The organism is Stenotrophomonas muris (assembly GCF_052751275.1).
Window position 1 is genome coordinate 930,956 of sequence record NZ_CP199879.1, and the last position, 23,804, is coordinate 954,759.

21 protein-coding genes are annotated in these 23,804 nt (G+C 66.4%); 15 read left to right on the top strand and 6 right to left on the bottom strand.

Annotation, left to right across the window (positions count from 1 at the left end; genetic code table 11):
• Positions 1-188: 188 nt before the first annotated feature.
• The 4 genes from gyrA (at position 189) to ACUVWL_RS04090 (ending at position 8,467) form a co-directional block, all read left to right on the top strand.
• Entirely contained in the window at positions 189-2,915 is a 2,727-nt protein-coding gene (gene gyrA / locus ACUVWL_RS04075; protein ID WP_142234954.1) for a DNA gyrase subunit A, read from the top strand.
• 131 nt (positions 2,916-3,046) lie between these two features.
• On the top strand, positions 3,047-5,575 hold the full coding sequence (locus tag ACUVWL_RS04080) for a membrane-bound PQQ-dependent dehydrogenase, glucose/quinate/shikimate family (RefSeq protein WP_445978838.1): 2,529 nt from the start codon (positions 3,047-3,049) through the stop codon (positions 5,573-5,575).
• A 124-nt stretch (positions 5,576-5,699) separates the two neighbouring features.
• Positions 5,700-6,788 carry a lysozyme inhibitor LprI family protein gene (locus ACUVWL_RS04085; protein WP_445978839.1) on the top strand — a complete coding sequence of 363 codons (1,089 nt, stop codon included), beginning with the start codon at positions 5,700-5,702 and terminating at the stop codon, positions 6,786-6,788.
• 47 nt (positions 6,789-6,835) lie between these two features.
• The gene (locus tag ACUVWL_RS04090) at positions 6,836-8,467 is read left to right on the top strand and encodes a peptidoglycan-binding domain-containing protein (protein WP_262093093.1); all 1,632 of its coding nucleotides are present in this window, start codon (positions 6,836-6,838) and stop codon (positions 8,465-8,467) included.
• A 51-nt stretch (positions 8,468-8,518) separates the two neighbouring features.
• On the opposite strand, the gene ACUVWL_RS04095 is transcribed toward ACUVWL_RS04090, so the two are convergent.
• Positions 8,519-9,508 carry a zinc-dependent alcohol dehydrogenase family protein gene (locus ACUVWL_RS04095; RefSeq protein WP_046431502.1) on the bottom strand — a complete coding sequence of 330 codons (990 nt, stop codon included), beginning with the start codon at positions 9,506-9,508 and terminating at the stop codon, positions 8,519-8,521.
• 121 nt (positions 9,509-9,629) lie between these two features.
• On the opposite strand from ACUVWL_RS04095, the gene ACUVWL_RS04100 reads away from it, so the two are divergent.
• From ACUVWL_RS04100 to ACUVWL_RS04110, 3 genes are all read left to right on the top strand, one after another.
• The gene (locus ACUVWL_RS04100; protein WP_032962018.1) at positions 9,630-10,535 is read left to right on the top strand and encodes a LysR family transcriptional regulator; all 906 of its coding nucleotides are present in this window, start codon (positions 9,630-9,632) and stop codon (positions 10,533-10,535) included.
• A gap of 62 nt (positions 10,536-10,597) precedes the next feature.
• A complete protein-coding gene (locus tag ACUVWL_RS04105) occupies positions 10,598-11,290 on the top strand; it encodes a DUF4952 domain-containing protein (protein ID WP_227863922.1) in 693 nt (230 codons plus the stop codon).
• The gene (locus ACUVWL_RS04110) at positions 11,211-12,587 is read left to right on the top strand and encodes a serine hydrolase domain-containing protein (RefSeq protein ID WP_445979154.1); all 1,377 of its coding nucleotides are present in this window, start codon (positions 11,211-11,213) and stop codon (positions 12,585-12,587) included. The genes ACUVWL_RS04105 and ACUVWL_RS04110 overlap by 80 nt, the downstream gene beginning before the upstream one ends.
• A 16-nt stretch (positions 12,588-12,603) precedes the next feature.
• On the opposite strand, the gene ACUVWL_RS04115 is transcribed toward ACUVWL_RS04110, so the two are convergent.
• On the bottom strand, positions 12,604-12,996 hold the full coding sequence (locus tag ACUVWL_RS04115) for a DUF3037 domain-containing protein (RefSeq protein ID WP_014647643.1): 393 nt from the start codon (positions 12,994-12,996) through the stop codon (positions 12,604-12,606).
• The gene (locus ACUVWL_RS04120) at positions 12,974-13,750 is read right to left on the bottom strand and encodes a HipA family kinase (protein WP_046431494.1); all 777 of its coding nucleotides are present in this window, start codon (positions 13,748-13,750) and stop codon (positions 12,974-12,976) included. Before ACUVWL_RS04120 ends, ACUVWL_RS04115 begins: the two co-directional genes overlap by 23 nt.
• A 467-nt stretch (positions 13,751-14,217) precedes the next feature.
• Between ACUVWL_RS04120 and ACUVWL_RS04125 the strand changes: the two genes are divergently transcribed.
• From ACUVWL_RS04125 to ACUVWL_RS04140, 4 genes are all read left to right on the top strand, one after another.
• Positions 14,218-14,547 (top strand): hypothetical protein, encoded by a 330-nt coding sequence (locus ACUVWL_RS04125; RefSeq protein WP_014647641.1) that lies wholly within the window; start codon positions 14,218-14,220, stop codon positions 14,545-14,547.
• A gap of 168 nt (positions 14,548-14,715) precedes the next feature.
• Positions 14,716-17,178 carry a S9 family peptidase gene (locus tag ACUVWL_RS04130; protein ID WP_445978840.1) on the top strand — a complete coding sequence of 821 codons (2,463 nt, stop codon included), beginning with the start codon at positions 14,716-14,718 and terminating at the stop codon, positions 17,176-17,178.
• Positions 17,179-17,347: 169 nt separating this feature from the next.
• Positions 17,348-18,046, top strand: coding sequence for a hypothetical protein (locus tag ACUVWL_RS04135; protein ID WP_445978841.1), 699 nt, complete (start codon positions 17,348-17,350; stop codon positions 18,044-18,046).
• Between the two features lie 118 nt (positions 18,047-18,164).
• Positions 18,165-18,485, top strand: a complete 321-nt coding sequence (locus tag ACUVWL_RS04140; RefSeq protein ID WP_049442473.1) for a hypothetical protein — start codon at positions 18,165-18,167, stop codon at positions 18,483-18,485.
• A gap of 13 nt (positions 18,486-18,498) precedes the next feature.
• Here ACUVWL_RS04140 and ACUVWL_RS04145 read toward each other — a convergent pair whose 3' ends face one another.
• Complete coding sequence (locus ACUVWL_RS04145) at positions 18,499-19,482, bottom strand: membrane protein (protein ID WP_049442512.1); 984 nt, start codon at positions 19,480-19,482, stop codon at positions 18,499-18,501.
• A gap of 138 nt (positions 19,483-19,620) precedes the next feature.
• Here ACUVWL_RS04145 and ACUVWL_RS04150 point away from each other — a divergent pair, with 138 nt between their 5' ends.
• The 3 genes from ACUVWL_RS04150 to ACUVWL_RS04160 all read left to right on the top strand — a co-directional run bounded on the left by ACUVWL_RS04150 (position 19,621) and on the right by ACUVWL_RS04160 (position 22,237).
• Positions 19,621-20,586, top strand: coding sequence for a DUF2268 domain-containing putative Zn-dependent protease (locus tag ACUVWL_RS04150; protein ID WP_445978842.1), 966 nt, complete (start codon positions 19,621-19,623; stop codon positions 20,584-20,586).
• Positions 20,587-20,635: 49 nt separating this feature from the next.
• The gene (locus tag ACUVWL_RS04155; protein ID WP_014647636.1) at positions 20,636-21,418 is read left to right on the top strand and encodes an SGNH/GDSL hydrolase family protein; all 783 of its coding nucleotides are present in this window, start codon (positions 20,636-20,638) and stop codon (positions 21,416-21,418) included.
• Positions 21,419-21,559: 141 nt separating this feature from the next.
• On the top strand, positions 21,560-22,237 hold the full coding sequence (locus tag ACUVWL_RS04160; RefSeq protein ID WP_075076610.1) for a hypothetical protein: 678 nt from the start codon (positions 21,560-21,562) through the stop codon (positions 22,235-22,237).
• Positions 22,238-22,240: 3 nt separating this feature from the next.
• On the opposite strand, the gene ACUVWL_RS04165 is transcribed toward ACUVWL_RS04160, so the two are convergent.
• Positions 22,241-22,786, bottom strand: coding sequence for a thioesterase family protein (locus ACUVWL_RS04165; protein WP_046431478.1), 546 nt, complete (start codon positions 22,784-22,786; stop codon positions 22,241-22,243).
• Positions 22,787-22,855: 69 nt separating this feature from the next.
• Between ACUVWL_RS04165 and ACUVWL_RS04170 the strand changes: the two genes are divergently transcribed.
• Positions 22,856-23,431, top strand: coding sequence for a TetR/AcrR family transcriptional regulator (locus tag ACUVWL_RS04170; protein ID WP_049442476.1), 576 nt, complete (start codon positions 22,856-22,858; stop codon positions 23,429-23,431).
• A 34-nt stretch (positions 23,432-23,465) separates the two neighbouring features.
• On the opposite strand, the gene ACUVWL_RS04175 is transcribed toward ACUVWL_RS04170, so the two are convergent.
• Positions 23,466-23,777 (bottom strand): hypothetical protein, encoded by a 312-nt coding sequence (locus tag ACUVWL_RS04175; protein WP_227863918.1) that lies wholly within the window; start codon positions 23,775-23,777, stop codon positions 23,466-23,468.
• Positions 23,778-23,804 lie beyond the last annotated feature (27 nt).

A 23,804-nucleotide genomic window follows, 5' to 3' on the forward strand; every position in this document is an offset into this window, starting at 1 on the left:
CATGGGCTCGGCTCTACAGGGGCGGTATGGGGCCCTAAGTTCCTGATTTGTGCCGGTAAAATCCCCGTAAAGGGAGGCGGAAAACGGCCTGTTGTGGTAGTATCCACAGGTTGAATCGAGGTTCCGGCGCGACCCCCTCCCGCAGAGGGCTGCGCCGGACTGGACCGCTACCAGACAACGGAACCCGAATGGCAGAAACCGCCAAGGAAATCATCCAGGTCAACCTGGAAGACGAGATGCGCAAGAGCTACCTCGATTACGCCATGAGCGTGATCGTGGGCCGCGCGCTGCCGGATGCGCGCGACGGCCTCAAGCCGGTGCATCGCCGCGTGCTGTACGCGATGAACGAACTCAACGCGCACAGCAACAAGCCCTACTTCAAGTCGGCGCGTATCGTCGGTGACGTCATCGGTAAGTACCACCCGCATGGCGATCAGTCGGTGTACGACACGCTGGTGCGCTTGGCACAGCCGTTCTCGCTGCGCTACATGCTGGTCGACGGCCAGGGTAACTTCGGTTCGATCGACGGCGACTCCGCTGCAGCAATGCGATACACCGAGGCGCGCATGTCGCGCCTGGCGCATGAGCTGATGGCGGACATCGACAAGGAAACCGTCGATTTCCAGCCCAACTACGATGAGAAGGAACTGGAGCCGACGGTCATGCCGACCCGGTTCCCGAACCTGCTGGTCAATGGTTCGGCTGGCATCGCGGTGGGCATGGCGACCAACATTCCGCCGCACAACCTGAGCGAATCGATCAACGCCTGCATCGCGCTGATCGACAACCCGGACATCGATGTCGACGGCCTGATGGAATACATCCCGGGCCCGGATTTCCCGACTGCCGGCATCATCAACGGCACTGCCGGCATCGTCGCCGGCTACCGCACCGGCCGTGGCCGCGTGCGCATCCGTGCCAAGGCCGATATCGAAGTGGCCGACAACGGCCGCGAATCGATCATCGTCACTGAAATTCCTTACCAGGTGAACAAGGCGCGTCTGATCGAGAAGATCGCCGAGCTGGTCAAGGAAAAGAAGATCGAAGGCATCAGCGAGCTGCGCGATGAGTCCGACAAGGACGGCATGCGCATCTACATCGAGATCAAGCGCGGTGAATCTGCCGAGGTTGTGCTGAACAACCTGTACCAGCAGACGCAGATGGAATCGGTGTTCGGCATCAACATGGTGGCGCTGGTCGATGGCCGCCCGCAGTTGATGAACCTCAAGCAGATGCTGGAGGCGTTCGTCCGCCACCGTCGCGAAGTGGTCACCCGCCGCACCGTGTTCGAGCTGCGCAAGGCGCGCGCCCGTGCCCACGTGCTGGAAGGCCTGACCGTTGCGTTGGCCAACATCGACGAGATGATCGAACTGATCAAGACCTCGCCGAACCCGAACGAAGCCCGCGAGCGTATGCTGGCCCGCGTGTGGGAGCCGGGCCTGGTCGGTGCGATGCTGGGTGCGGCCGGTGCCGAGGCCTCCCGTCCGGAAGACCTGCCCAAGGGCGTGGGCCTGATCGAGGGCGGCTACCAGCTGACCGAGATCCAGGCCACCCAGATCCTGGAAATGCGGCTGCACCGCCTGACCGGGCTGGAGCAGGACCGCCTGACCGACGAGTACAAGCAGCTGCTGGAAGTGATCGCCGGGCTGATCCACATCCTGGAAGATCCCGACCGCCTGCTGCAGGTGATCCGCGAGGAGCTGGTCAACGTCAAGGCCGAATTCGGCGACGAACGTCGCACCGAAATCCGCCACAGCGAAGAGGACCTGGACATCCTCGACCTGATCGCGCCGGAAGACGTGGTGGTTACCGTGTCGCATGCCGGTTACGTGAAGCGGCAGCCGGTGAGCGTGTACCGCGCACAGCGCCGTGGTGGCCGTGGCCGCAGCGCGGCGGCGACCAAGGAAGAGGATTTCATCGAACAGCTGTGGCTGGTCAACACGCACGACACGCTGCTGACCTTCACCAGCTCGGGCAAGGTGTTCTGGCTGCCGGTCTACCAGCTGCCCGAAGCCGGTTCCAACGCCCGCGGCCGTCCGATCATCAACTGGATCCCGCTGGAGCCGGGCGAACGCGTGCAGGCCGTGCTGCCGGTGCGCGAGTACGCCGATGGCCAGTTCGTGTTCTTCGCCACGAAGAACGGTACGGTCAAGAAGACCCCGCTGAGCGAGTTCGCCTTCCGCCTGGCCCGCGGCAAGATCGCGATCAACCTGGACGAGGGCGATGCCCTGGTCGGTGTCGGCCTGACCGATGGCGAGCGTGACATCCTGCTGTTCGCCTCCAACGGCAAGACCGTGCGCTTCGGTGAAGACAAGGTCCGCTCGATGGGCCGTACCGCCACCGGCGTGCGCGGCATCAAGATGCCGGCCGGCGAGGAAGTGGTCAGCCTGATCGTGGCCGAAAGTGCCGGTGGCAGCGAGGACGAGAACGAGGACGACAGCGGTGTCGAGGAAGCCGCTGCCAATGGCGACGCGGTGATCGACGGCGCCGACGACGCCAGCGTTCAGTACATCCTTACCGCCACCGAGAACGGCTACGGCAAGCGCACCCCGCTGCCGGACTACCCGCGCAAGGGCCGTGGTACGCAGGGCGTGATCGGCATCCAGACCACCGAGCGCAACGGCAAGCTGGTCGCCGCAGTGCTGATGGGCTCCAGCGACGAAGTCCTGCTGATCTCCGATGGTGGCACCCTGGTGCGTACGCGTGGCTCGGAAATCAGCCGCGTCGGCCGCAACACCCAGGGCGTGACCCTGATCCGCCTGTCCAAGGACGAGAAGCTGCAGGCGGTGGAGCGCATGGATGCCTCGATCGACGAGGACGAGGATGAGGTGGCAGTGCCTGCCTCTGCCCCGGCCGCGACCACGACCGATGGCGCCCCGGCGGCTTCCAGCAGCGAGGACGCCGCGCAGGAGTGATCCTGCCGCAAGGTTGAGCTACGCGACGACGCCGGCCCTGTGCCGGCGTCGTCGTATCCGGATGCCGCACATACGCGCGCGCTTCACGTCGGCGGTGGGATAACGGCGCATGCTGCCCCCGGAGATCGACGATGTCCGCCACGCCGCCGTCCGCTCCTGCTCCCGTCCGCGCCTCCCGGCATCCTCTCGTTACCGTGCTGTCGCTGCTGCTGGTCCTGCTCGGCCTGGTCATCGGCGGGCTCGGCGCATGGCTGCTCAGCCTGGGCGGCTCGGCGTACTACGCCATCGCCGGGGCCGGCCTGCTGGCCAGTGGCCTCCTGTTGTTCGGCAATCGCCGCAGCGGCGCGCTGCTGTATGCGCTGGTGTTCGCCGGTACGCTGTTGTGGACCTGGTGGGAGTCGGGCAGCGACTACTGGCGCTGGGTACCGCGGCTCGGCCTGGTGACCGCGCTTGGCATCGTGCTGGCGCTGCTGGCGCCCACCCTCCACCAACCGGTTTCCAGGCGCCTGTCGCGCAGCGTGGCCGGCGTGCTGATGCTGGTGTTCGTCGCTGCCTTCGGATTGGCGTTCGCGCCGCACGGCGAAGTGGACGGGCACCAGCCGTTCCCGGAAGGCGCGGCCAGCGTCGGGCTGGAACCGACCCGCGACACCACCGGCCTGCAGCCGGCCGACCAGCCTGCCGAAGGGGACTGGCCGGCGTGGGGGCGCAGCAATGCCGCCACCCGCTATTCGCCGCTGCAGCAGATCACCCCGGCCAACGTGGCCACGCTGCAGCTGGCCTGGCAGTTCCGCACCGGCGATATGCCGAAGAAGCGCTGGGGTGCGGAAACCACGCCACTGAAGATCGGCGACCGTCTGTACCTGTGCACCGCCCGCAACCGCCTGATCGCACTGGATGCGGCCAGCGGCAAGGAAGTGTGGCGGTTCGATCCGAAGGTAAAGGACGCTTCGATTCCATACACCGCCGCCTGCCGTGGCGTGAGTTATTACGAGCAACCGGCCACGCCGATCCTCGCCGATGCCGCATTGGCCGATGCCGCTGCTGATCTGGCGTTGCCGGAACCGCCGCCCAGTGCCACCCGCAGCGCTGCACCGGGCAGTCGTCCGGCATGCTGGGCGCGCATCATCGAGGGCACGCTGGACGGGCGCATCATCGCGGTGGATGCCGACAGTGGCCGCCCCTGTGCGAATTTCGGCAACAACGGCCAGGTCGACATCACTCTGGGCATGGGCGAGGTGCCACCGGGCTATGTGTCGATCACCTCGCCACCGGCCATCGTGCGCGGGGTGATCGTCACCGGCCACCAGGTGCTGGATGGTCAGCGCCGCGACGCGCCGTCGGGCGTGATCCAGGCCTACGATGCGATCACCGGCAAGCTGCGCTGGGCGTGGGACATGGACCAGCCCGAACGCAGCGGCCTGCCGCCGCATGAGCAGACCTACACGCGCGGCACGCCGAACATGTGGACCACCGCGACCGGTGATGAGGCGCTGGGGCTGGTCTATCTGCCGCTGGGCAATTCCGCTGGCGATTACTGGAGTGGCTCACGCACGGAAAACCAGAACCGCTATGCGACGTCGCTGGTGGCGATCGATGTGGCCACCGGCAAGCCGGCCTGGCATTTCCAGGCGGTGCGCAAGGATGTGTGGGACTACGACCTGGGTTCGCAGGCCAGCCTGATCGATTACCCGACGGCGGCTGGCAAGGTGCCGGCGCTCCTGCTGCCGACCAAGCAGGGTGATCTCTACATCCTTGACCGCCGCAACGGCCAGCTGCTGACCGCCGCCGAAGAGCGCAGGGTGCCGGTCGGCGGTGTCGAACCGGAACAACGCTCACCCACGCAGCTGTTCTCGCTGTATCACACGCTGCGCCGGGAGCATGACCTGACCGAGCGCGACATGTGGGGCATCACCCCGGTCGACCAGCTGATCTGCCGCATCCAGTTCCGCAAGGCGTACTACGAAGGCTTCTACACCCCGCCGAGCAGTGATCGCCATTCCATCGAATATCCCGGCTACAACGGCGGTTCGGATTGGGGAAGTGTGTCCATCGATACGCGCCGCGGCGTGATCGTGGCCAACTACAACGACATGCCCAACTACAACCGGCTGGTGCCACGCGCCGAGGCCGACAGGCTGGGCTGGCTGCCACGCGAGAAGGTCCGGTTCGACAAGGGCGGCGCCGAAGGCGCGGGCGACCCACAGGTGGGCACACCCTACGCCATCCAGGTGAACGCCGGTTGGCGCCTGCCGTTCACTGGTCTGCTGTGCAAGCAGCCACCCTATGGCGGCATCCGGGCCATCGACCTGCGCACCGGCAAGCTGCTGTGGGACCGTCCGTTCGGCAGTGCGCGCGGCAACGGACCATTCGGCATCCGTTCGGGCCTGCCCATCGAGATCGGCACGCCGAACAATGGCGGTTCGGTAGTCACCGCCAGCGGCCTGATCTTCATCGCCGCCGCCACCGACGACCTGCTGCGCGCCATCGACCTGAAGACCGGCAAGGAGCTGTGGCATGCCAAGCTGCCCGCGGGTGGCCAGGCCAATCCGATGGTGTACGCGCAGGGCGGGCGCCAGTACGTGGTGATCATGGCTGGCGGCCACCATTTCATGGAAACCCCGAACGGCGATTACGTGATGGCCTACGCGCTGCCGAAATAGCGCTGCCGGCCTGAATGCGGCCTACGGGCTGTGACCGCTGGTCGCTGAAGTTGCGCTGGCGACCGGGCAGCATCCATCATCGGAACAGGACGGGGCCGGCCAACGCCCCCAGGGAAGGAAACGCATGCTGAACTCCGAACGCCTGCCGGGGCGTGCCACCCGGTTGCTGGCAGGACTGCTTCTGCTTGGCCCTTGCCTGTGGACAAGCGCGCAGGCGTCGCCCCAGGCCGCGGCACGCAAGGTGCCCAGCGGTGCCGAACTGATCGCAGGCGATGCGCGCTCTCTGAGCCCCGCCCATGCGCCCTGCATGGCGGCCGCAGGCACCGCGCTGGACGCCCGTCGCCGTTGTGCCGACGCTGAACTCAAGGTGCACGACGATGCACTCAATGCCGCCTACAGCGCGGCGCGCTCCGCACTGACCGCCAGTGATCAGCAGGTGCTGCGCGATCTGCAGCGGCAATGGCTGCACCAGCGCGACAGCCGGTGCCCGGAAGGCAGCACGGCCGTTGCCCAGCTGGATTCACAGCAGTGCCGCACGCACATGACCCTGCTGCGTGCCCGCCAGTTGCAGGGCGGCGGTGCGGCGGCGCTGGTGGCGGAAGCCAAGGCGGCCCCGGCGCCGGCGCAGGCCGCTGTGCATGCCGCCGATGCCGCGCCCGACAAGCAGGGCAGGATCGTCCTGCGGCCCGGCGAGGGCAGGCTCACACCGGCACTGCAGGTGGTCTTCCAGGTGACCGATTGCAGCGGCACCGACAACGTGACGACCTGCCAGGTGCGGAGCATGGGCGTGACCCGTGGTGGGCGCAACGTGGTGGTCACGGACGTGCAGCCGCGCCTGACCCGCGCCGGCACCGGTGCCCAGGGTGCGACCGCCGTGCTGCTGACCGTTTCGGATTTCAATGGTGATGGCGTGCCGGACCTGCAGGTGTGGCAGGACAACAGCGGTGTCTACAACGTTCCGGTGCATGCGTTCTACCTGTTCGATGCCAAGCGCAACCGCTATGTGCGTGCCAAGGCGTTGGAAGCGGCCATCGGTGGGCGCGACATCGACCATATCGACAATGGGCGGTTCGTGCTTCGCGCGAAGGTCAGCCCGTGCGAGCGCGAGGACAAGGTCATCCAGCTGCGCGGAACCGGCGCGCGCACGTTGCTGCAGCGCCGCTATGACACCTGCAGGGGCGAGGCCCCTACCGAATCGGACCTGCTGAAGTAGGTCTTCCCCCGACGAATGGATGCGTTCCGGAACTGGAGAGCTGAAGGATGAGCGAAGGCTATGGAAAAGGTGGGTCGGGCTTCGGCCTGACCCGGGACCAGTCGGTCGAGATGATCGTGCGTACCTGCATCGACAACGGCATTACCGACCATCGGCAGATTGCCTATGTGCTGGCCACGGCGCAGCACGAATCGCGTGATTTCGCCGCGCCCGAGGAAGACTGGGGCAGGAAGCAGGCGGTGGATCTGCGCTACTTCGGCGGCGAGGAGTACTTCGGCCGGGGCTTTGCCCACCTCACCCACGTCAACAACTACGAGCGGCTGGGCGAGGCGCTGGGGATCGGCCGCGAGCTGGTCGAGCATCCGGAACGGGCTGCCCAGGCAGACATCGCCACCAAGGTGCTGGTGGTGGGGATGCGCGACGGCCTGTTCGGTGCGCGGCTGTCCGACAACGTCAACGCCAACCATGCCGACTACCGGCAGGCGCGGGCCTCGGTCAATGGCGGTGAGCTGAACAACGGCAGTCCCTATCCAGACGCCATCGCCACACGGGCCACTGAATGGGAATCCCAGGTTGCCGGCCTGGTCCAGCGTGTGCAGCAACCAGGCTTCCAGATGCCGGTGCCGACCCCCCAGGCGCCCGCCGGGGCGATGGACCTGCACCGGGGTGACGCCAACCAGCACGTGCTGGAAGCGCAGCAGTACCTGCAGCGCTTGGACATCCGCAACAACGCCAATGCCGCGATCAAGCCCGACGGTGATTTCGGCGCCTCCACCGAGCAGGCCGTGCGCCGCTTCCAGACCGAGCGGGGTATCAGCCCGGCCAATGGCCGCATCGACGCTGCGCTGCTGGAACGCATGCGCAGCGACACGCTGGCGGTCGATCCGGACTTCAAGCGCCGGACGGTGACCGACCTGACCGGCCCGCTGGCCGACGGCAACCTGGGCCCCGGTGAGAAGGGCGAGCCGGTGTTCGAAATGCGCCGGCAGCTGGAGGCGTTGGGGTACCTGACCGAACCGAACCCACGTGCCGAGCGCGATGCGCGCACGTTTGATGCCGGCATGCAGGCGGCCATGCGCAACTTCCAGCAGGACTATGGCCTGCCGCTGCGCCCCGGCGGCGTCATCGACACGGATGCGCGCCGGCAGTTGAACGATGCCGCCGTCGCTCGCGAACATGCGCCGACCACCGAGTTCGACCGCGCGGAGAACTGGCCGCCGCAGCGTCCGCCCTATACGCGGGCGGAGTTCCAGCCGGAGCAGGTGCAGGCGCGGCAGCAGGCCGCGGCGAATGCACCGGTCGCTGGTCCGGCCGCGCCGGAGCCCGCACCGCAGCCCAATGGCATGGAATCGCTGTCGCCCAGGGACGCCGCGCTGTTCGAGCGCATCCGCCAGGGGGTACCTGGCACCATCGGCGACGAGCACGTCATGCAGGCAGTGCTGGAGTCCAAGCGCAACGGCATCGATGATGCCGCGCGCGTCGACCGGGTGATGATGGCCGGAGACCGCCTGTGGGTTGCCGGGTTGATTCCCGGTGAGCGCGCCAGTGTGGATACGGCACAGCCGGCGCGCTCGATGGAGGAAACGGTGAATGATCTGGCCGGTGACAACCGGCAGCGCGAGCACCAGCTCACCCTCGAAAGCCGCCAGCATGAGAACCGCGGGCCTTCAATGGCCTGAGCCTGCGGCAGCGACGTGCCCGCAGTGGGTCCGTCGCTGCCGGCAGGGTGTTTACAGCGTCACCACCACTTTGCCGATCTGTTCGTTCGATTCCAGGTAGCGGTGGGCGTCCTGGATCTGTGCGAAGGGGAACACCTTCGCGATCTTCGGCGCCAGCGTGCCCTTGTCCAGGCCGTCGACGATGAACGCCTTGGCACGTGCCAGCGCGGCATCGTCGGAGACGATTTCCGAGTACAGGTAGCCCTTCAGCGTCAGCGACTTGCCCAGCACGTTGAACAACGGGAACGGGGTGGGTTCGCTGCTCAGCGCGCCGTATTCCAGCAGGATGCCGCCACGGGCCATTGCCTCGGTCAGCGGCACGAACTGCGGGCCACCGATCGGGTCGAACACCACGCGGGCGCCGGCACCGCCGGTGATGCGCGCCACTTCGGCTGCCAGGTCCTGTTCCTGGGTGGCGATGACATGGGCGGCACCGGCATCGAGCAAGGCCTGGCGCTTGCCCGGGCCACGGGTCACCGCAATCGGCGTGGCACCCACTGCATTGGCGATCTGGATCGCGGCCAGGCCGACGCTGCTGCTGGCAGCGGTGATGATGACGGAATCCCCGGCGGCCAGCTGCGCCTGCTCCAACAGTGCGCCCCAGGCGGTGACGTACTGCATCCACACCGCAGCCGCCGTTTCGAAGCCCAGCGCCTGCGGGTGCTTGACCACCAGTCGTGCCGGCACGTTGGCCAGCTCGCCGTAGGTGCCCCAGCGGGCGATGTCCAGCGGCGGCACCACGCTCACCGCATCGCCAGCAGTGAATCCGCTCACCGCACTGCCGACCGCCTCGACCATGCCGGCCGCTTCATAGCCCAGCCGGCTGGGGAACTGCGCCTCCTGCAGATAGGCGCCGTTGCGGAACATCACCTCGGCACGGTTCAGGCCGATGGCCTTGACCCGGATCTGGACCTCGTCGGCGGCGGGGGCGGGAACATCGATGTCGTCGATGCGCAGCACATCGGCGCTGCCATATTCGTGGATGCGGACAACCTGGCTCATGGGGGGGGCTCCTGGGCAAGGCCGGCGCTGGGGCCGGCGGAAAGGTGGAGGCTACTGTGCGCGTGGCCTGCCTCCAGAATAAGGGGTAATCTGGCGTTTCATTGAAAACCAATTGTTTGCAATGGACCTGATCGCTCCCCTGCGGACCTTCGTCAAAGTGGCCGAGGTTGGCTCCTTCGCCGCTGCCGCCGACGCGCTGGGCCTGTCGCCGCAGCTGGTCGGCAAACACGTGCAGTCGCTGGAACAACACCTGGGCGTGCGCCTGCTCAACCGCACCACGCGCAAGCAGAGCCTGACCGACTTCGGCCAGGCCTATCTGGCCCGTGCGCGGGTGATCCTGGAGGAGGTGGAAGGCGCCGAGCAGCTGGCCGAAGTGGCGCGCGGGCGGCCGATGGGGCGCCTGCGCGTCAGCGCACCGGTCACCTTCGGCGTGCATGCACTGGGACCGGCGGTGGTGGCCTACCTGCAGCAGTACCCGGACGTGCAGGTTGATCTGAACCTGTCCAACAGCCTGGTGGACATCGTCGAGGACGGCTTTGATCTGGTATTCCGCACCGGTGATCTGGCCGACAGTGGGCTGGTGGCGCGACGGCTGGGGCCGTATCCGCTGGTGCTGTGTGCATCGCCGGCGTACCTCGCATCGCGCCCGGCCATTGTCCATCCGGCCGATCTGAGTCGGCACGAGTGCCTGGGCTTCGCCCATTCGATCATCCGCACGCGCTGGAGTTTCCGCGATGCTGACGGCAGCGTGCTGAGCGTGCCGGTGTCCAGCCGCTTCATGGTCAACCAGGCCGAGCCGCTGCTGACCGCGGCAGTCGGAGGGCTGGGGTTGATCCTGCAGCCCCATGAAATGCTTGCCGCCGCGCTGGCGCGTGGTGAACTGGTGGAAGTGCTGCCGGACTACGTGCCGGTATCGACGTGGATCAACCTGGTGTACCCGCGCGACCGCCAGCTGACGCCCAAGCTGCGCAGTTTCCTGGACTTCTGCGTGGCTCGCTTCAGCGAGCAGACGATGGCACGGCGATAGCACGGCATCGGTTGGTATTCCTGTGACTGCCTGCGAAGGATCGCCCTGAGACGATTGGCCGGTTGCCGCTGCGTAGCGCGCGCTTGCTGCTGGGGCTGGCGGCATTGCTGTTCGCCGCCAACGTGATTGCGCAGCAGACGACTGCGCAGGCGCTGGCCGCGTGGGAAGCGCAGGGGCGTGCGGATGGCCTGGCGCGACCGGATATCGAATGCCAGGATTTCCTGCAGGCGATGGGCCGGAAGCCTGCGGGACTGGAATACAGCGGCTGCAGCCAGGACGACGCGTCCTGCATCAAACCCATGCAGGCCCACTACCGCGTTCCAGGTACCCAGGCAGTGAAGGTGGAAGCCTATCTGCGCGAGACCTTTGCCATGCCTGCATTGCGCTACGCCTGTTGCGGCTGGAGCAATGGCGCGCCGTACTACTGGCGCGACGGCCCGGATGCGGTGAGGTACCAGATCGGCATGGGCGTGGAATCGCTGCCGCATGAGCGGGGCGATTGGCATCGCATCGAGGCGTTCATCGTCACGGCTGAGGTGCTGCGGCAGGGTCCCTGGCATGGATGCAGCGGGCGGTTCCATGATCTAGGATGCGCCCAGGGATACCCGCAAAGGAACTGCCATGAAGGCTGTTGGATGCCTGCTGCTCTGCAAAGTACTGGCCTGTTCGGTGCTGATGACGCTTTGGGCTGTTCCGGCAGTGGGCGCCGCCTCCAGCGTGCGTGCACATCCGCATGCGCAGGACGCCATCGGTGACTGGCTTGCGGCCTTCAATGCGGGCAGCCTCGAGGGGTTGCAGGCATTCGCCGATAGATACGCGAAGAAGCAAGGCAGCGGTCCCAAGGACTATCTCGAGTTCCGCGAAAGCACAGGCCCCTTGCGCGTACTCGAATCAACCGAGAGTGCACCCGGCCAAGCGAAGCTGCTGGTGATGGGCCAGATGAACGAACGCGCGATGTGGGTGACCGCCGTCATGGACCCGGCCAATCCGTCGCACCTGATGCAGTTCCAGATCGAGGGTACTGAAACGCCGGACAAGCACAAGCCGGCACGGGTTGCATTGCCTGCCCTGATGGCCGACGTCACAGCAAGGCTGGAGGCGCTGCGGGCACAGGACGCGCTGTCGGGCGCGTTGCAGGTGGCACAGAATGGGAAGGTGCTGCTGGACTGGCGCGGTGGTAATGCCGATCGCAGCACTGGAATTGCAGTGGGCGTGGAGACGCAGTTCCGCCTTGCGTCCTCCAACAAGATGTTCACCGCCGTGGCCATCCTGCAACTGGTGCAGGATGGCAGGCTCAGTCTCGATGACACGATCGGCAAGCACTTGCCGGACTATCCGAACAAGGCTGTCGCCAGCAGCGTGACCGTGCGCGAGTTGCTGTCACACACCAGTGGCCTGGGGGACTTCTTTGGCGATGGTTTCGAACAGTATTCCGCGTCCCTGAAGACGCTGGATGACTACGTGCAGCGGTTCGCCAGGGATGCGCCGCAGTTCACGCCCGGCAGCCAGGACAGCTACTCCAACTATGGCTTCATCGTATTGGGACGCATCATCGAGGCGGTATCGGGGCAGTCGTACTACGCATATGTGGAGGAGCACATCCTGCACCCGGTGGGCATGACCGGCACCGGCTTCGAGCCGGAAACAGCGAGCGTTCCAAAGCGTGCCGTCGCTTACACGAAGCACGATGGGCAATGGGTCCGTGAAACGAAGTCGCTGCCCTGGCGCGGCATGTCGGCCGGTGGTGGCTACAGTACAGTGGCCGATATGGTGAAATTCGCCGAGGCACTGCAAGGCGGGAAGCTGGTTTCACCTGCATTGCTGCGGCAGGCCACTACGGCGCAGAACCACAAGGGCTGGTATGGCTTTGGTTTCGTGGTTCAGGGCGAGGGCAGGGAGCATCAGTACGGCCACGAAGGCGGTGCGCCCGGATCGAACAGTGCCATCGTGGTGCTGCCGGCGCAGGGCTACGTGATCGTTGGCCTGGCCAATGTCGATCCGGATGCGATCGGCAATGTGGTCAACTACATCGCGCGAAGGTTGCCACTGTGAACGCGGCAGGTGCCGTTCATTCCGGTACCCGCACCATCTTCGTCATCAAGTGTTCCACCACACCCGCCGGGTCCGCAGTGCGGCCGACATGCGTGCTCGACATCTGTACAACCGAGCTGCGCTTGGCGGTGAGGAAATGAAAGCGGGCGCGCGCGGGCAGCTTTGCGATGGGTCCGGCGCTGGCGTCGCCACGGCAGATGGCCACGATTGCATCCAGCCATGGCTGCAGCGCGTCCTGGTCCAGCGCCGGTGCGAAGGCACGCAGGCGCTCAGGATCGATTTCGATGGCCGCCTCCAGATGGCGCGCGCCAGGGCAGGAGACGATCACCCCGACGTTGATGAATTCCTCGCGTTCCACCCGCGGCACGACGCGGATGACCGCATAGTCATACGTGTGCAGCGTGGGCACGGATGGCCTCCTGCACGAACACTGCACGCACTTTCAGGCGGTGCTTGAGATAGTCGATATAGCCCTGGCGATAGGCCTGTGGGCTGTCGAACGCCGGTTCGTCCACCAGCCAGCTGTCCGGCACCAGGCCAACGATGCGCTCGATTTCGGCATCGGTCAGGCACGCAGCCAGTTCTGCGTCCACCTCGGCAATGCGGCTGGCGAACGACAGCAGCACGTGGTCGCGGATCAGCACGAACGGCTTCTCGCAGGCATCGCCGGCGCTGGCCCAGTCGTGGTGGAAGTACATGGCCGCACCGTGGTCGATCAGGTACAGCTTGCGATGCCATACCATCAGGTTGGGGTTGCGGGTGGTGCGATCGACGTTGCTGGTGAATGCATCGAACCAGACGATGCGCGAGGCCAGCTCGGCATCCACAGGCATCGCGGCCGGGTCGTAATTGATTGCACCGGGCAGATAGTCCAGGCCCAGGTTCAGGCCCTCGCTGGCGCGGATCAGCTCCTGGATTTCCGGGTCGGGCTCGGTGCGGGCGAACTCGCGGTCCAGCTCGACGAACAGGATTTCCGGAATCGGCAGGCCCAGCGTGCGTGCCATCTCGCCGGCGATCAGCTCGGCGATCAACGCCTTCGGGCCTTGGCCGGCTCCACGGAATTTCAGCACGGCCATGCCGTCGTCGTCGGTCTCGACCACGGCGGGCAGGGAGCCGCCTTCCCGTAACGGGGTGATGTAGCGGAGGGCATGTACGGTGCGCATGGACGCATTCTAGCGTCCTGCCAGGGCAGGCGTGCCGCAGCAGAGCGGGGCGCCAGCTTAATGAACGGGTACCGCGCGAACCGCTTGTTGCAGGTCGCCTGCAATCTTCACTTGTTCCTTCCGCGTGGAGTGGCAGCATTCGTTCCAACGGAGCAACGCACCCGCGTGTGACCTTCAACAGGAGGCGCTCATGCCACTACAGTGCAGCTGTCACGCTTCACCGTGTATGCAACGCAACGCGTGGTGTTGATCTTGACCTGACACGGTCACGCCATCGGCGCAGGTGGCCATCCGCCGCAGTTCCAGCCAAGTTCCAGACACCTTTCACCCATCGCACCCCCGCGTTGCCCGGTCGGGCCTGCGATCCAGCTACTTGCGCCCCGAGAGAGATTCCTGCGTTGCCGTCGACGCTGGCAGCGTGGGACCGCCGAACCCACGCTATCCCCACAGGCTTTGGAGGTGCACCGATGAACGACGAATTCAATGCCATGCTGCCCCCACTGGACGATGCCAAGGCCGAGGAAATGATCGGCAAGGTCGTGCTGGTGGGTGTCACCCGCTATGGTGGCGACGGCCAAGTGCAGGGTCTGGAGCAGTACGCGGGCACCGTGCTGCGCATCAGCGCCGACGAAGGCGTGGTGCTGGCCGACGAAGACGATGGTCATGAGCGCTACCTGCCGCCCATGCTCGACCAGTACCAGCGGGCCGAGCCAGGCGAATACCGCATGCGGAACAGTGGCATGATCGTGGTCGACCCCGATTACCTGACCGCCTGGGACCTGCACGCCCAGCAGTGACGACAGACCACGTCTGGCAGATGCCGGTCCATTGCCGGCCTCTCCGGGCGTGTCCCACTTTGCCCCATCCGGCCTCTAGCCCTTCCGGCCCATTCACCCCATCCCCTGCGGTGCTAGATTCGGGTCCATGCCCGATTCCGGGTACCCATTCACACCCAGGGGATAAGGATGCTGATCCGTCGAACCTCTCTGGCGGCGGCTGTTGCCGTTGCCACCGTCGGCCTGTTGGCCGCTGGCCCGGCCTTGGCCGACTACGCCAAGCCGCCGGAACACCTGCTCAAGGTGCTGAAGGCACCGCCACCGCCGGCGCCGAACGTGGCCCCGGGCGGCCAGCGCCTGCTGCTGACCACCGCGCAGACCTATCCCTCGATCAGCCGCGTCGCCCAGCCCTACCTGAAGCTGGCCGGCGTGCGCCTGGAGCCGAAGAACCGCAGCCGCCATGACACGCCCGGTGGCTACGGCATTCCGGCCTGCGTGGCCGACTTCACCCTGGTCGACATCGGCAGCGGCAAGGAGACCAAGGTCAACCTGCCGCAGGGCTGTGCCACCGGCGCGCTGTGGTCGGCCGATGGCAGCCACTTCGCCTTCCAGAATGCGGTCGATACCAGCGTGCAGCTGTGGGTGGGCGATGCGTCCACCGGCCAGGTGAAGCAGGTGCCGAACGTGCAGTTGAACCCGATCTTCGGCAACACCGTGCAGTGGCTGGGCGGCAGCCAGAACCTGCTGGTGAAGCTGGTCCCGGCCAACCAGGGCCCGGCGCCGTCCAACGGTGGCGTGCCGACCGGCCCGGATGCACAGGAGTCGCTGGGCAGCAGTGGCGAGAGCAGCACCTATGAGGCCCGCGACACGCTGACCAGCGTGCACGACGAAAAGCTGTTCGCTTACTACGGTGCCTCGCAGTTGGCCGTGGTAGATACCGCCGCAGGCAGCGTGCGCCCGGTCGGGCAGCCGGCACTGTTCAACGAAGTCAGCGCCGCGCCCGATGGCGTGCACGTGCTGACTGAATCGATCAAGGCACCGTATTCGCACGCGGTGACCTACCAGCGTTTCGCCAACGACGTGGCCGTGCTGGATATCAGCAGTGGCCGCAGCACGCCGATCGCCAGCCTCCCGCTGGCCGACCGCGTGCCGGTGCACGGCGTGCCGGAAGGCCCGCGCGGTTTCGACTGGCGCGCCACCGATCCGGCTACCCTGGTCTACGCCGAAGCGCTGGACAAGGGCGACTGGAAGGTCAACGTGCCGCATCGCGATCGCGTGCTGATGCTGAAGGCGCCGTTCAACGGCAAGCCGACCGAAATCACCCGCACCGCGCAGCGCTTCGAAGGCTTCGCGTGGACCGCCGATCCGGCCGTGGCCTTCCAGTACGAGAACGACGAGAATCGTCACTGGATGCAGACCCGCATCGTGGATGTGGACCAGCCGAAGAAGGAAGGCCGCCTGCTGTGGGACATGTCCAGCGATGAGCTGTACGGCAACCCTGGCAATCTGGTCTTCACCCGCCTGCCGAATGGCGCGCAGGTGGTGCGCCGTGAGGGCAACCATGTGTTCCTCAGCGGCCGCGGTGCCTCGCCGCAGGGCGACCGTCCGTTCCTCGACCGCCTCGACCTGGCCACGTTGAAGAGCGAGCGCCTGTTCCGCAGCAGTGCAGACGCCTACGAACAGTTCCTCGGTTTCAGCAACACGCCGGGCCACTACCTGACCTGGCATCAGTCGGTGATCGATCCGCCGAATGCCTTCGTCCGCCAGCAGGGTGAGGCGGTGGCTGATGCGAAGGCCGGCGAAGCGCAGTTCGCGTCCACCGCGACCGCACTGACCAAGCTGGTCGACCCGACACCGGAAGTGCGCCAGATCAAGAAGCAGCTGGTGACCTACAAGCGCGCCGACGGCGTGGACCTGTCGTTCACCCTGTACACGCCGCCGGGCTACAAGGAAGGCCAGCGCGTGCCGGCGATCCTGTACGCCTATCCGGCCGACTTCGCCAACGCCGCGCAGGCGGGGCAGGTGTCCGGTTCGCAGCAGACCTTCACCCGCCTGCAGCCGTACCGCCTGATGCTGCTGGCCGGCTACGCGATCATCGACAACGCCTCGTTCCCGATCGTGGGCGATCCGAAGAACGCCTACGACACCTACCTGGAGCAGCTGGAAGCCGACGCCAAGGCGGCGGTGGACAAGGCCGTGGACATGGGCGTGGTTGACCGCAACCGCATCGGCGTGACCGGCCACAGCCACGGCGGCCTGATGACCGCCAACCTGATCGCGCACACCAAGCTGTTCAAGGCCGGTGTGGCGACCAGCGGTTCGTACAACAAGACCTTTACCCCGTTCGGCTTCCAGAACGAGCGTCGCTCGGTGTGGCAGGCGCAGGACGTGTACCTGAAGGCCTCGCCGTTCTTCTATGCCGACAAGATCAAGCTGCCGCTGCTGCTGGTCCACGGCGAGGACGACGCCAACCCGGGCACCGAGCCGTTCCAGTCGCGCAAGCTGTACCAGGCGATCCGCGGCAACGGCGGCACCACCCGGCTGGTGATGCTGCCGAACGAGCCCCACTGGTACACCGCGCTGGAATCGAACGAACAGTTGGTGGCGGAAATGCTGAACTGGTTCGATACCTACGTGAAGAACGCCAAGTGAAGGAACAGGAAGGCCGCCTCAGAGCGGCCTTCCTGCATTCTGTAGAGCCGAGCCCATGCTCGGCTGCCGCTCGTCGGAACCCCAGAGGCAAGGCAGCTCCATGAAGATTTGGTTGTTGGGACTGACAGCGGTGTGCGCATCGTCTGCGGCGATGGCGGCACAGCCACAGATGAGCGTCGATGTGAGATACGACTGGTACGGCTGGGGCTCGGTATCAGAGCACTGGGTGATCCGGCGCGATGCCTATGGCCTGACCACCCGCGTGCAGGTGGTGGAGACGCCCGACGGCAAGGCGCGATTGCCGGAGCTGCTGCCGTTTGGCGCCATGGCGGCGCTCGACACCGCGCTGCAGACCGCCCCGCTGACCAGGGCGGCCGCGGTGCAGCGGATCGCTTCGCGGCTGGATCGCGCCGAAATACTGTCCCTGGACCCGGGGCTGCACAGCTTGGACACGGATGCCTGTTCGTTCGCACAGCAGCGCGCGTGGGCGCGCAAGGCGCTGTCCGGACGGAGCCTGCAGTCGCGTGTCGACCGGCATTTCTCCGGGCTCTGGACCGATGATGTGCCGATGATGACGGTTGTCGTGAGCCGGCCGGGGCGTCCGGATGTGGTGCTGGTGTCGACCTCACAGAAGGTAATGATGCTGCCCTGGAAACGCCTGCCCTCGGTGGTCTTCGAGCAGCAGGACCTGGACAACGCGCAGGAGCAGTGGCACCCGGAACTGAGCGAAGCGGTGATTGCCCTGCTGCCGGAAGGGGAAGACTCACGCAGGCGTTTCCAGACTCGCTGGTTGCATGACCGGCTGCGCAGGGATCTCGCGATGGAGTCGCTGGACTGTGGCGCCAGGGGCAGGGAATCCGCCATGTGATCAATTGCGCATGTCCTGAAATCAACCGTGGAGACACGGTAACGGCGTGTTACCGGCACATTCGCACGCCACGCAAATGATCTAGGCTGAACCTGATAGCTCGTTTCAGGTCACTGCGATGAAAGCCATTCTCCTTGCTGCAACGTTGTCGTTGGCCCTGGTTTCAACCGCCCATGCCCAGTCGTTTCCTGCTGAGCTGACGCAATTGGGCATCGTCGCCGGCATGCCCTATGCCAAGGCCAAGCGCCTGCTGGATGCGGCAGGTTGGCAGGCGAGTCCGGCACAGGGCGCCCCCGAGTCACTTGAGGGCTTTCCGGAAGTCGGATGCCAGAAGGGCGGAAAGCAGTGCGCGACAATCTTCGAGAAGGGCGGGCAGCAGATCGCGGTGCAGCTGGGCACTACCTTGGCAGGGCAGCCGTTCGTGCAGGGCGCTGATTGAGCGTCTGCCACTCTCACGCCAGCGGTAGGCGATCCTGCGCGCGTGACAGCCGGTCATGCAGGTCACGCACATGCTCGGCCTTGGCATGCACCCGGGTGGTATCACCGAAGCTGCGCAGGTAGGCGCAGGCGGCGAAGCCGGCACTCTTCTTTTCGTAATCGGCAATCCAGGCCAACCGGTCCGGGTTGTTGGCCTGTTCGGCTGACCACGCAGCCACCGGTGGCCTGATGCGATAACGCAGGCCGACGCGCCACGGCTTCGGTGTCAGTCGGGCACGGAAGCAATGCTGCAGCCGGCACATGCGCGCGTACAGGGTGTCGGTGCCCAGTGCCTTGAAGAATGACTGGAGCTGCTCGTCCTCGGGTGAGAACGTGGCATGCATCGCCAGCACGCGCAGCCCCGCCGGGGTGCGGTAGACGCGCAGATGCCAATCGGGATGCTGCTCGCTGAAGGCGTCCACGCGCTTCAGCGCAAGCCCTTCAGCACCGCCGGCAGCGGCCAGGCGCTGCTTCCGCCGCATCAGCAGTGCCGCGTTGACCAGCAGCACTGCCGCCACGCCCAGTACCAGGCCCACCAGCCAATGCCAGAGCACGGTGCCGATGACGGCGCCGGCAAGCAGTACGACCGCCGCGACGATGGCCGGTATCACGCATCCAGCCGGTGGCTGCGCATGGTCGATGTCGGCGAACAGCACGTCGGGGCTGTTGAGGCACAGCGCGCCATAGCTGTTGCGGGTGATGATGACATCGCCATCGCGCTGTACGATCTGCTCGCGGATCGGCACGCCCTCCACACCGTAGTTGCTGCGCACTTCGCGACGCGGCAGCACCTGCCCGGCGATGATGGCGTTGAGGGCTTCATGGGCACGTGCGTCGGCGTGGGCCTGGGCTTGGGCAGGCCCCTCGTCGGACCAGCCGAAGCGGCGCACGACCATCGGCCGGCCACGGAAACGGGCCTGCAGGCGGGCTTCGGCCCAGTACGCGGGAACGATCATCATCGTGCGGTGCTCCATCATCCATGGCAGGTGCCTGAGTGAGTCTGGCACAGCCCCGAAGGGCCTGCATGTGCCCGCTGCGGTGGCCGGGGCGGAGTGGTAGATTGCGCGCTTCGCATGCACTCCACCAAGGACGGAGCGATGTCCAGTTTCCTGCGTTGCCTGCTTGCCCTGGCCTGTGCCGGGGCGGTCGGCGTGGCGTCGGCGGGAACCCCGCCGGGGCCGCAGATCCTCACCACCGATGCCAGCCGCTTCTACGCGCTCTACGACAGCACCGGCGGCAAGCCCAGCATCGCCCAGCTGGCCGGTTACCTGGCCGAAGGCAGTCCGGGCCTGGGTGAACTGGCGAAGGCGCGCCGGGTCACGCCCGAGCGTATGGCCGAGGCCATTGCCAGCCAGCCCGGGGTGTATGCGCAGGGACGCGGTTGCCTTGCAGAGCTGCCGGCGGTGAAGCAGCGCCTGGTGCAGGTGTTCGGCAACCTGCAGGCGATCTATCCGCAGGCCGCGTTTCCGCCGGTGACCATCGCGGTCGGCCGCGGCCGACCGGTCGGGTTGACCTCCAAGAATGGGGTGATCATCGGCCTGGAAGCGCTGTGCGCAGCCGATTTCATGAATCCCAATGTGCAGGACCGCTTCGTGCACGTGATCGCGCACGAGTACGTGCACATCCAGCAGACCGGCCTGACCGACGTCGAGCCGGGCGACCCGCATGCGACGGTGCTGCGTGTTTCACTGGGCGAAGGCATCGCCGAGTTCATCGGCGAGCTGATTTCCGGCAATGTCGGCAACGGTCGCCACGCGGCCTGGACCCGTGGCCGGGAAGTACATATCGAAAGCGCCTTCGCACTGGATGTGGACAGCACCGATCTGTCGCCGTGGCTGTACAACTACAAGCCCGGTTCGCAGGAACCCTATGATCTGGGCTACTGGGTGGGCTATCGCATCGCCAAGGCCTATTACCTGCAGGCCAAGGACAAGCGTGACGCGGTGCGTGCGCTGATCCAGCAGGACAACCCGAAGGCGATCCTGGCCGCCAGTGGCTGGACGCCAGGCATGTGGATGCCGGCCAAGGTGACCGGCGTGGCGGCGCGGTCGGCGGCACGCTGAGCGCGGGGCCGCGCGCTAGACTGGCGCAGACATTCAACGGAGAGACCCCATGCGTTCCTTGTCCGCTGGCCTGGCCGCGGTTGCCCTCGGTAGCGCGATGAGCGCCCATGGGATGGCGGCCGACGTGCCCGCCGTCAACCCGTTGTTGGTGGAACCTGTCGAGCGACTGCGCCCGGACGAGGTGCGCTTCATGCAGCAGCGCCTGGCCGATTGGCCGGAACTGCAGCGTTACCGCGATGCCAACGCGCGACTGCCTGCCGCCGTACCGGGGCAACCACGCGTGGTGCTCTTCGGTGACTCGATCACCGAAGGCTGGGGCAGGGAGGGCAGCGCGACGTTCTTTCCCGGCAAGGGTTGGCTCAATCGCGGGATCAGCGGCCAGACCACGGCGCAGATGCTGGTGCGTTTCCCGCAGGACGTGCTGGCACTCAAGCCGCGGGTGGTGGTGATCCTGGCTGGCACCAACGACATCGCCGGCAACACCGGCCCGTCCACGCAGGCGATGATCGAAGACAACCTGCACGCGATGGTGGACCTGGCTCGTGCACATGGCATTGCCGTGGTGCTGGCATCGGTGCTGCCGGTCAGCGATTACCCGTGGTTGCCGGGCACGGCACCTGCGCCCAAGGTGCGCGCATTGAACGCGGCATTGAAGCGCTATGCCGATGCGAAGCAGCTGGTCTATCTGGACTACTACACGCCGATGGCCAATGCCGCCGGAGGGCTGGATCCGCAGCTGGCCGACGACGGCGTGCATCCCACCGCGAAGGGCTATGCGGTGATGGCGCCGTTGGCCGAGGCGGCGGTCAAGCGCGCAATGGCGCTGGAGTAGGCACAGTACCCGCACTGCACAGGATCCAGCCCGCCAAGGTACAGTGGCGCCGAAGATGGCCACGCCGCGTGGCCGCCAGGGACGATGGGGTGGGTGATGCGGAAGGGAATCCAGGGATGGCTTTGCCGCAGTGGCGCAACGATGGCCTTGCTGCTGGCCGCCGTGCCGGCGTTCAGTGCAGACACGGCGGTGCCTTCGCCGCTGACGCGTGAACCGGTGGGCGGCGTTTCGTTGGCCGAATGGACCGCCCGCTGGTGGCGCTGGGCCGACGCCCAGGGCGGCGCGCCCTATCTCGACCCGGATGGCCGTGTGTGTGATCTGGGCCAGGAAGGCCCGGTCTGGAACCTGGCCGGCACCAATGGCCGTTTCCGGCCACATCGCGAATGCGTGGTGCCGGCTGGCAAGTACCTGTTGCTGCCGATCATCAACATGGCGCACTACCAGGTGGATGAGGCTGTGTCCTGCAAGGAGCTGCAGGCGGGGGCGGCGGTCAACAACGATTACCTGATCAGCGCGGTGGTGCTGCTGGACGGCCAGCCACTGGGCGACATGCGCAGGCATCGGGTCCGCAGCGAAGGCTGCTTCCGCATGGATGCCGGCGACGAACACTCTCGGCTGGCCGCCGCCGACGGCTACTGGGTAATGCTCAAGCCGTTGCCGCCGGGCCGGCATACCCTCAGCGTGGGTGCCAACTACGGCGTGCCGGATGGCGGCGCATACAGCCGCATGCGGCAGTCCTTCGAGTACGTGCTGCACGTGGGAGGGCGCACCCAGGTCGTGTCGCGCGAACCGCACGCGGTGCCGGTGGCGGCCCCCTGAAGCTCAGGCGTCGTCCTGCTTCAACGCCGCATCGGCGGCCAGCAACGCTTCGGCGGCCGCACTGAGCGGCGGCGACGGCGGGGCGACCACGCCGATCGCTTCCATCATCTTCGGCATGCCCAGGAACTGCCGCGCACGCCGGTCGTAGATGCCGGTGACCAGCAGCGCGCGCGTGGCGATCTTCTGCTCGGCGCCGATCAGCACGCGCTGCTCCATGATGCCGCGCGAGCCGACCCAGCCCACCAGGCGCGTTTCCAGGGTGAAGCGCTGGAACGGCTTCAGCTCGCGACGGAACTGGATGGTGCCGGCGCCTACGATGGGCGCCCACTTCTCGCGCAGCGCCACCCGGCCCAGGCCCATGCGCAGGATCAGGTCCAGCCGGCCCAGGTCGAAGATGTTCCAGTAGCGACCGTTGGTCATGTGCAGGTTGCTGTCCAGGTCGTTGGGCAGCACCCGGAACTGCAGGCGCGAGACCCCGAACGGGGCCTCCAGCTTCGGCCGGAACAGGCTGTACAGCAGCAGGTGGAGCAGGCGGAACCAGAGATTCATGGTTATGACGACTGTTATAGAATCGCCGGTACGCTAATCTATGACGACTGTCTTAGCAAGGAGCCCGCCGTGAGCCCGCGTCCCTCTGATGCGCCACAACGCGTGATTGATGCTGCGGCACAGATGCTGGCGCGCGTGGGTCTCAATGCCACCAGCATTCGTGAGGTGACCAAGCTGGCCGAGGCACCGCTGGGCTCCACCTATCACCACTTTCCCGGCGGCAAGCAGGAGTTGCTGGCGCGCGCCACCCACATGGCTGGCGACAAGGTAGAAGCGCTGCTGGTGGAGCTGCTGAAGGGGGGGGCGGTGCAGGGCCTGCAGCAGTTCCTGGCGATGTGGCGTGAGCGCTTGCTGCGTTCCGGGTTCCGCGCGGGCTGTCCGGTGCTGGCCGCGGCAGTGGAAGAGCCGGTGGAGGCCGTGCCCAGCCAGCCACGTGTTGCTGCTGCCGAAGTGTTCGCGCGCTGGCAGGGGCACCTCGCCTCGGCGTTCGTCGCTGAAGGGCGCGCCCCCGCAGCGGCGGGCGAGCTGGCCAGCCTGGTGATTGCCAGCGTGGAAGGCGCAGTGGCGATGTGCCGCGCACTGCAGGACATCGCCCCGTTCGACCAGGTGGCCGCGCAGTTGCTGAAGGCGGCCGCGCGTCCTTGATCCGGCTATCCGCGTGCGGAAGACGCGCAGCAGGTCATCGGAAGATCATCAGATAGCCCCAGCCGAGCCCGATGGGCAGGAAGGCAGCGATGGCCGACGCGCCCAACCAACGCAGGTAGCTGCGGGAGGCGGGGGATCCCTGCCGCTTGAGGGCCCAGGCATGCGTCGGGAGCACCAGCAACGCCTGCACCGCAAAGGTGGCCACGGCGGCAAGCCATGCCACCAGGACGCCGAGGCAGCCATCGCTGATGCAGCGGCTACCAAACCACGAACCCCAACCGGCGAGGCCAATCATTGGAACGAACATCACGAGGGCGGTGGAGCGGGTGAGCTGGGAGACGTGCATGCCGTAGAGCATACTTTTTCGTAGCGG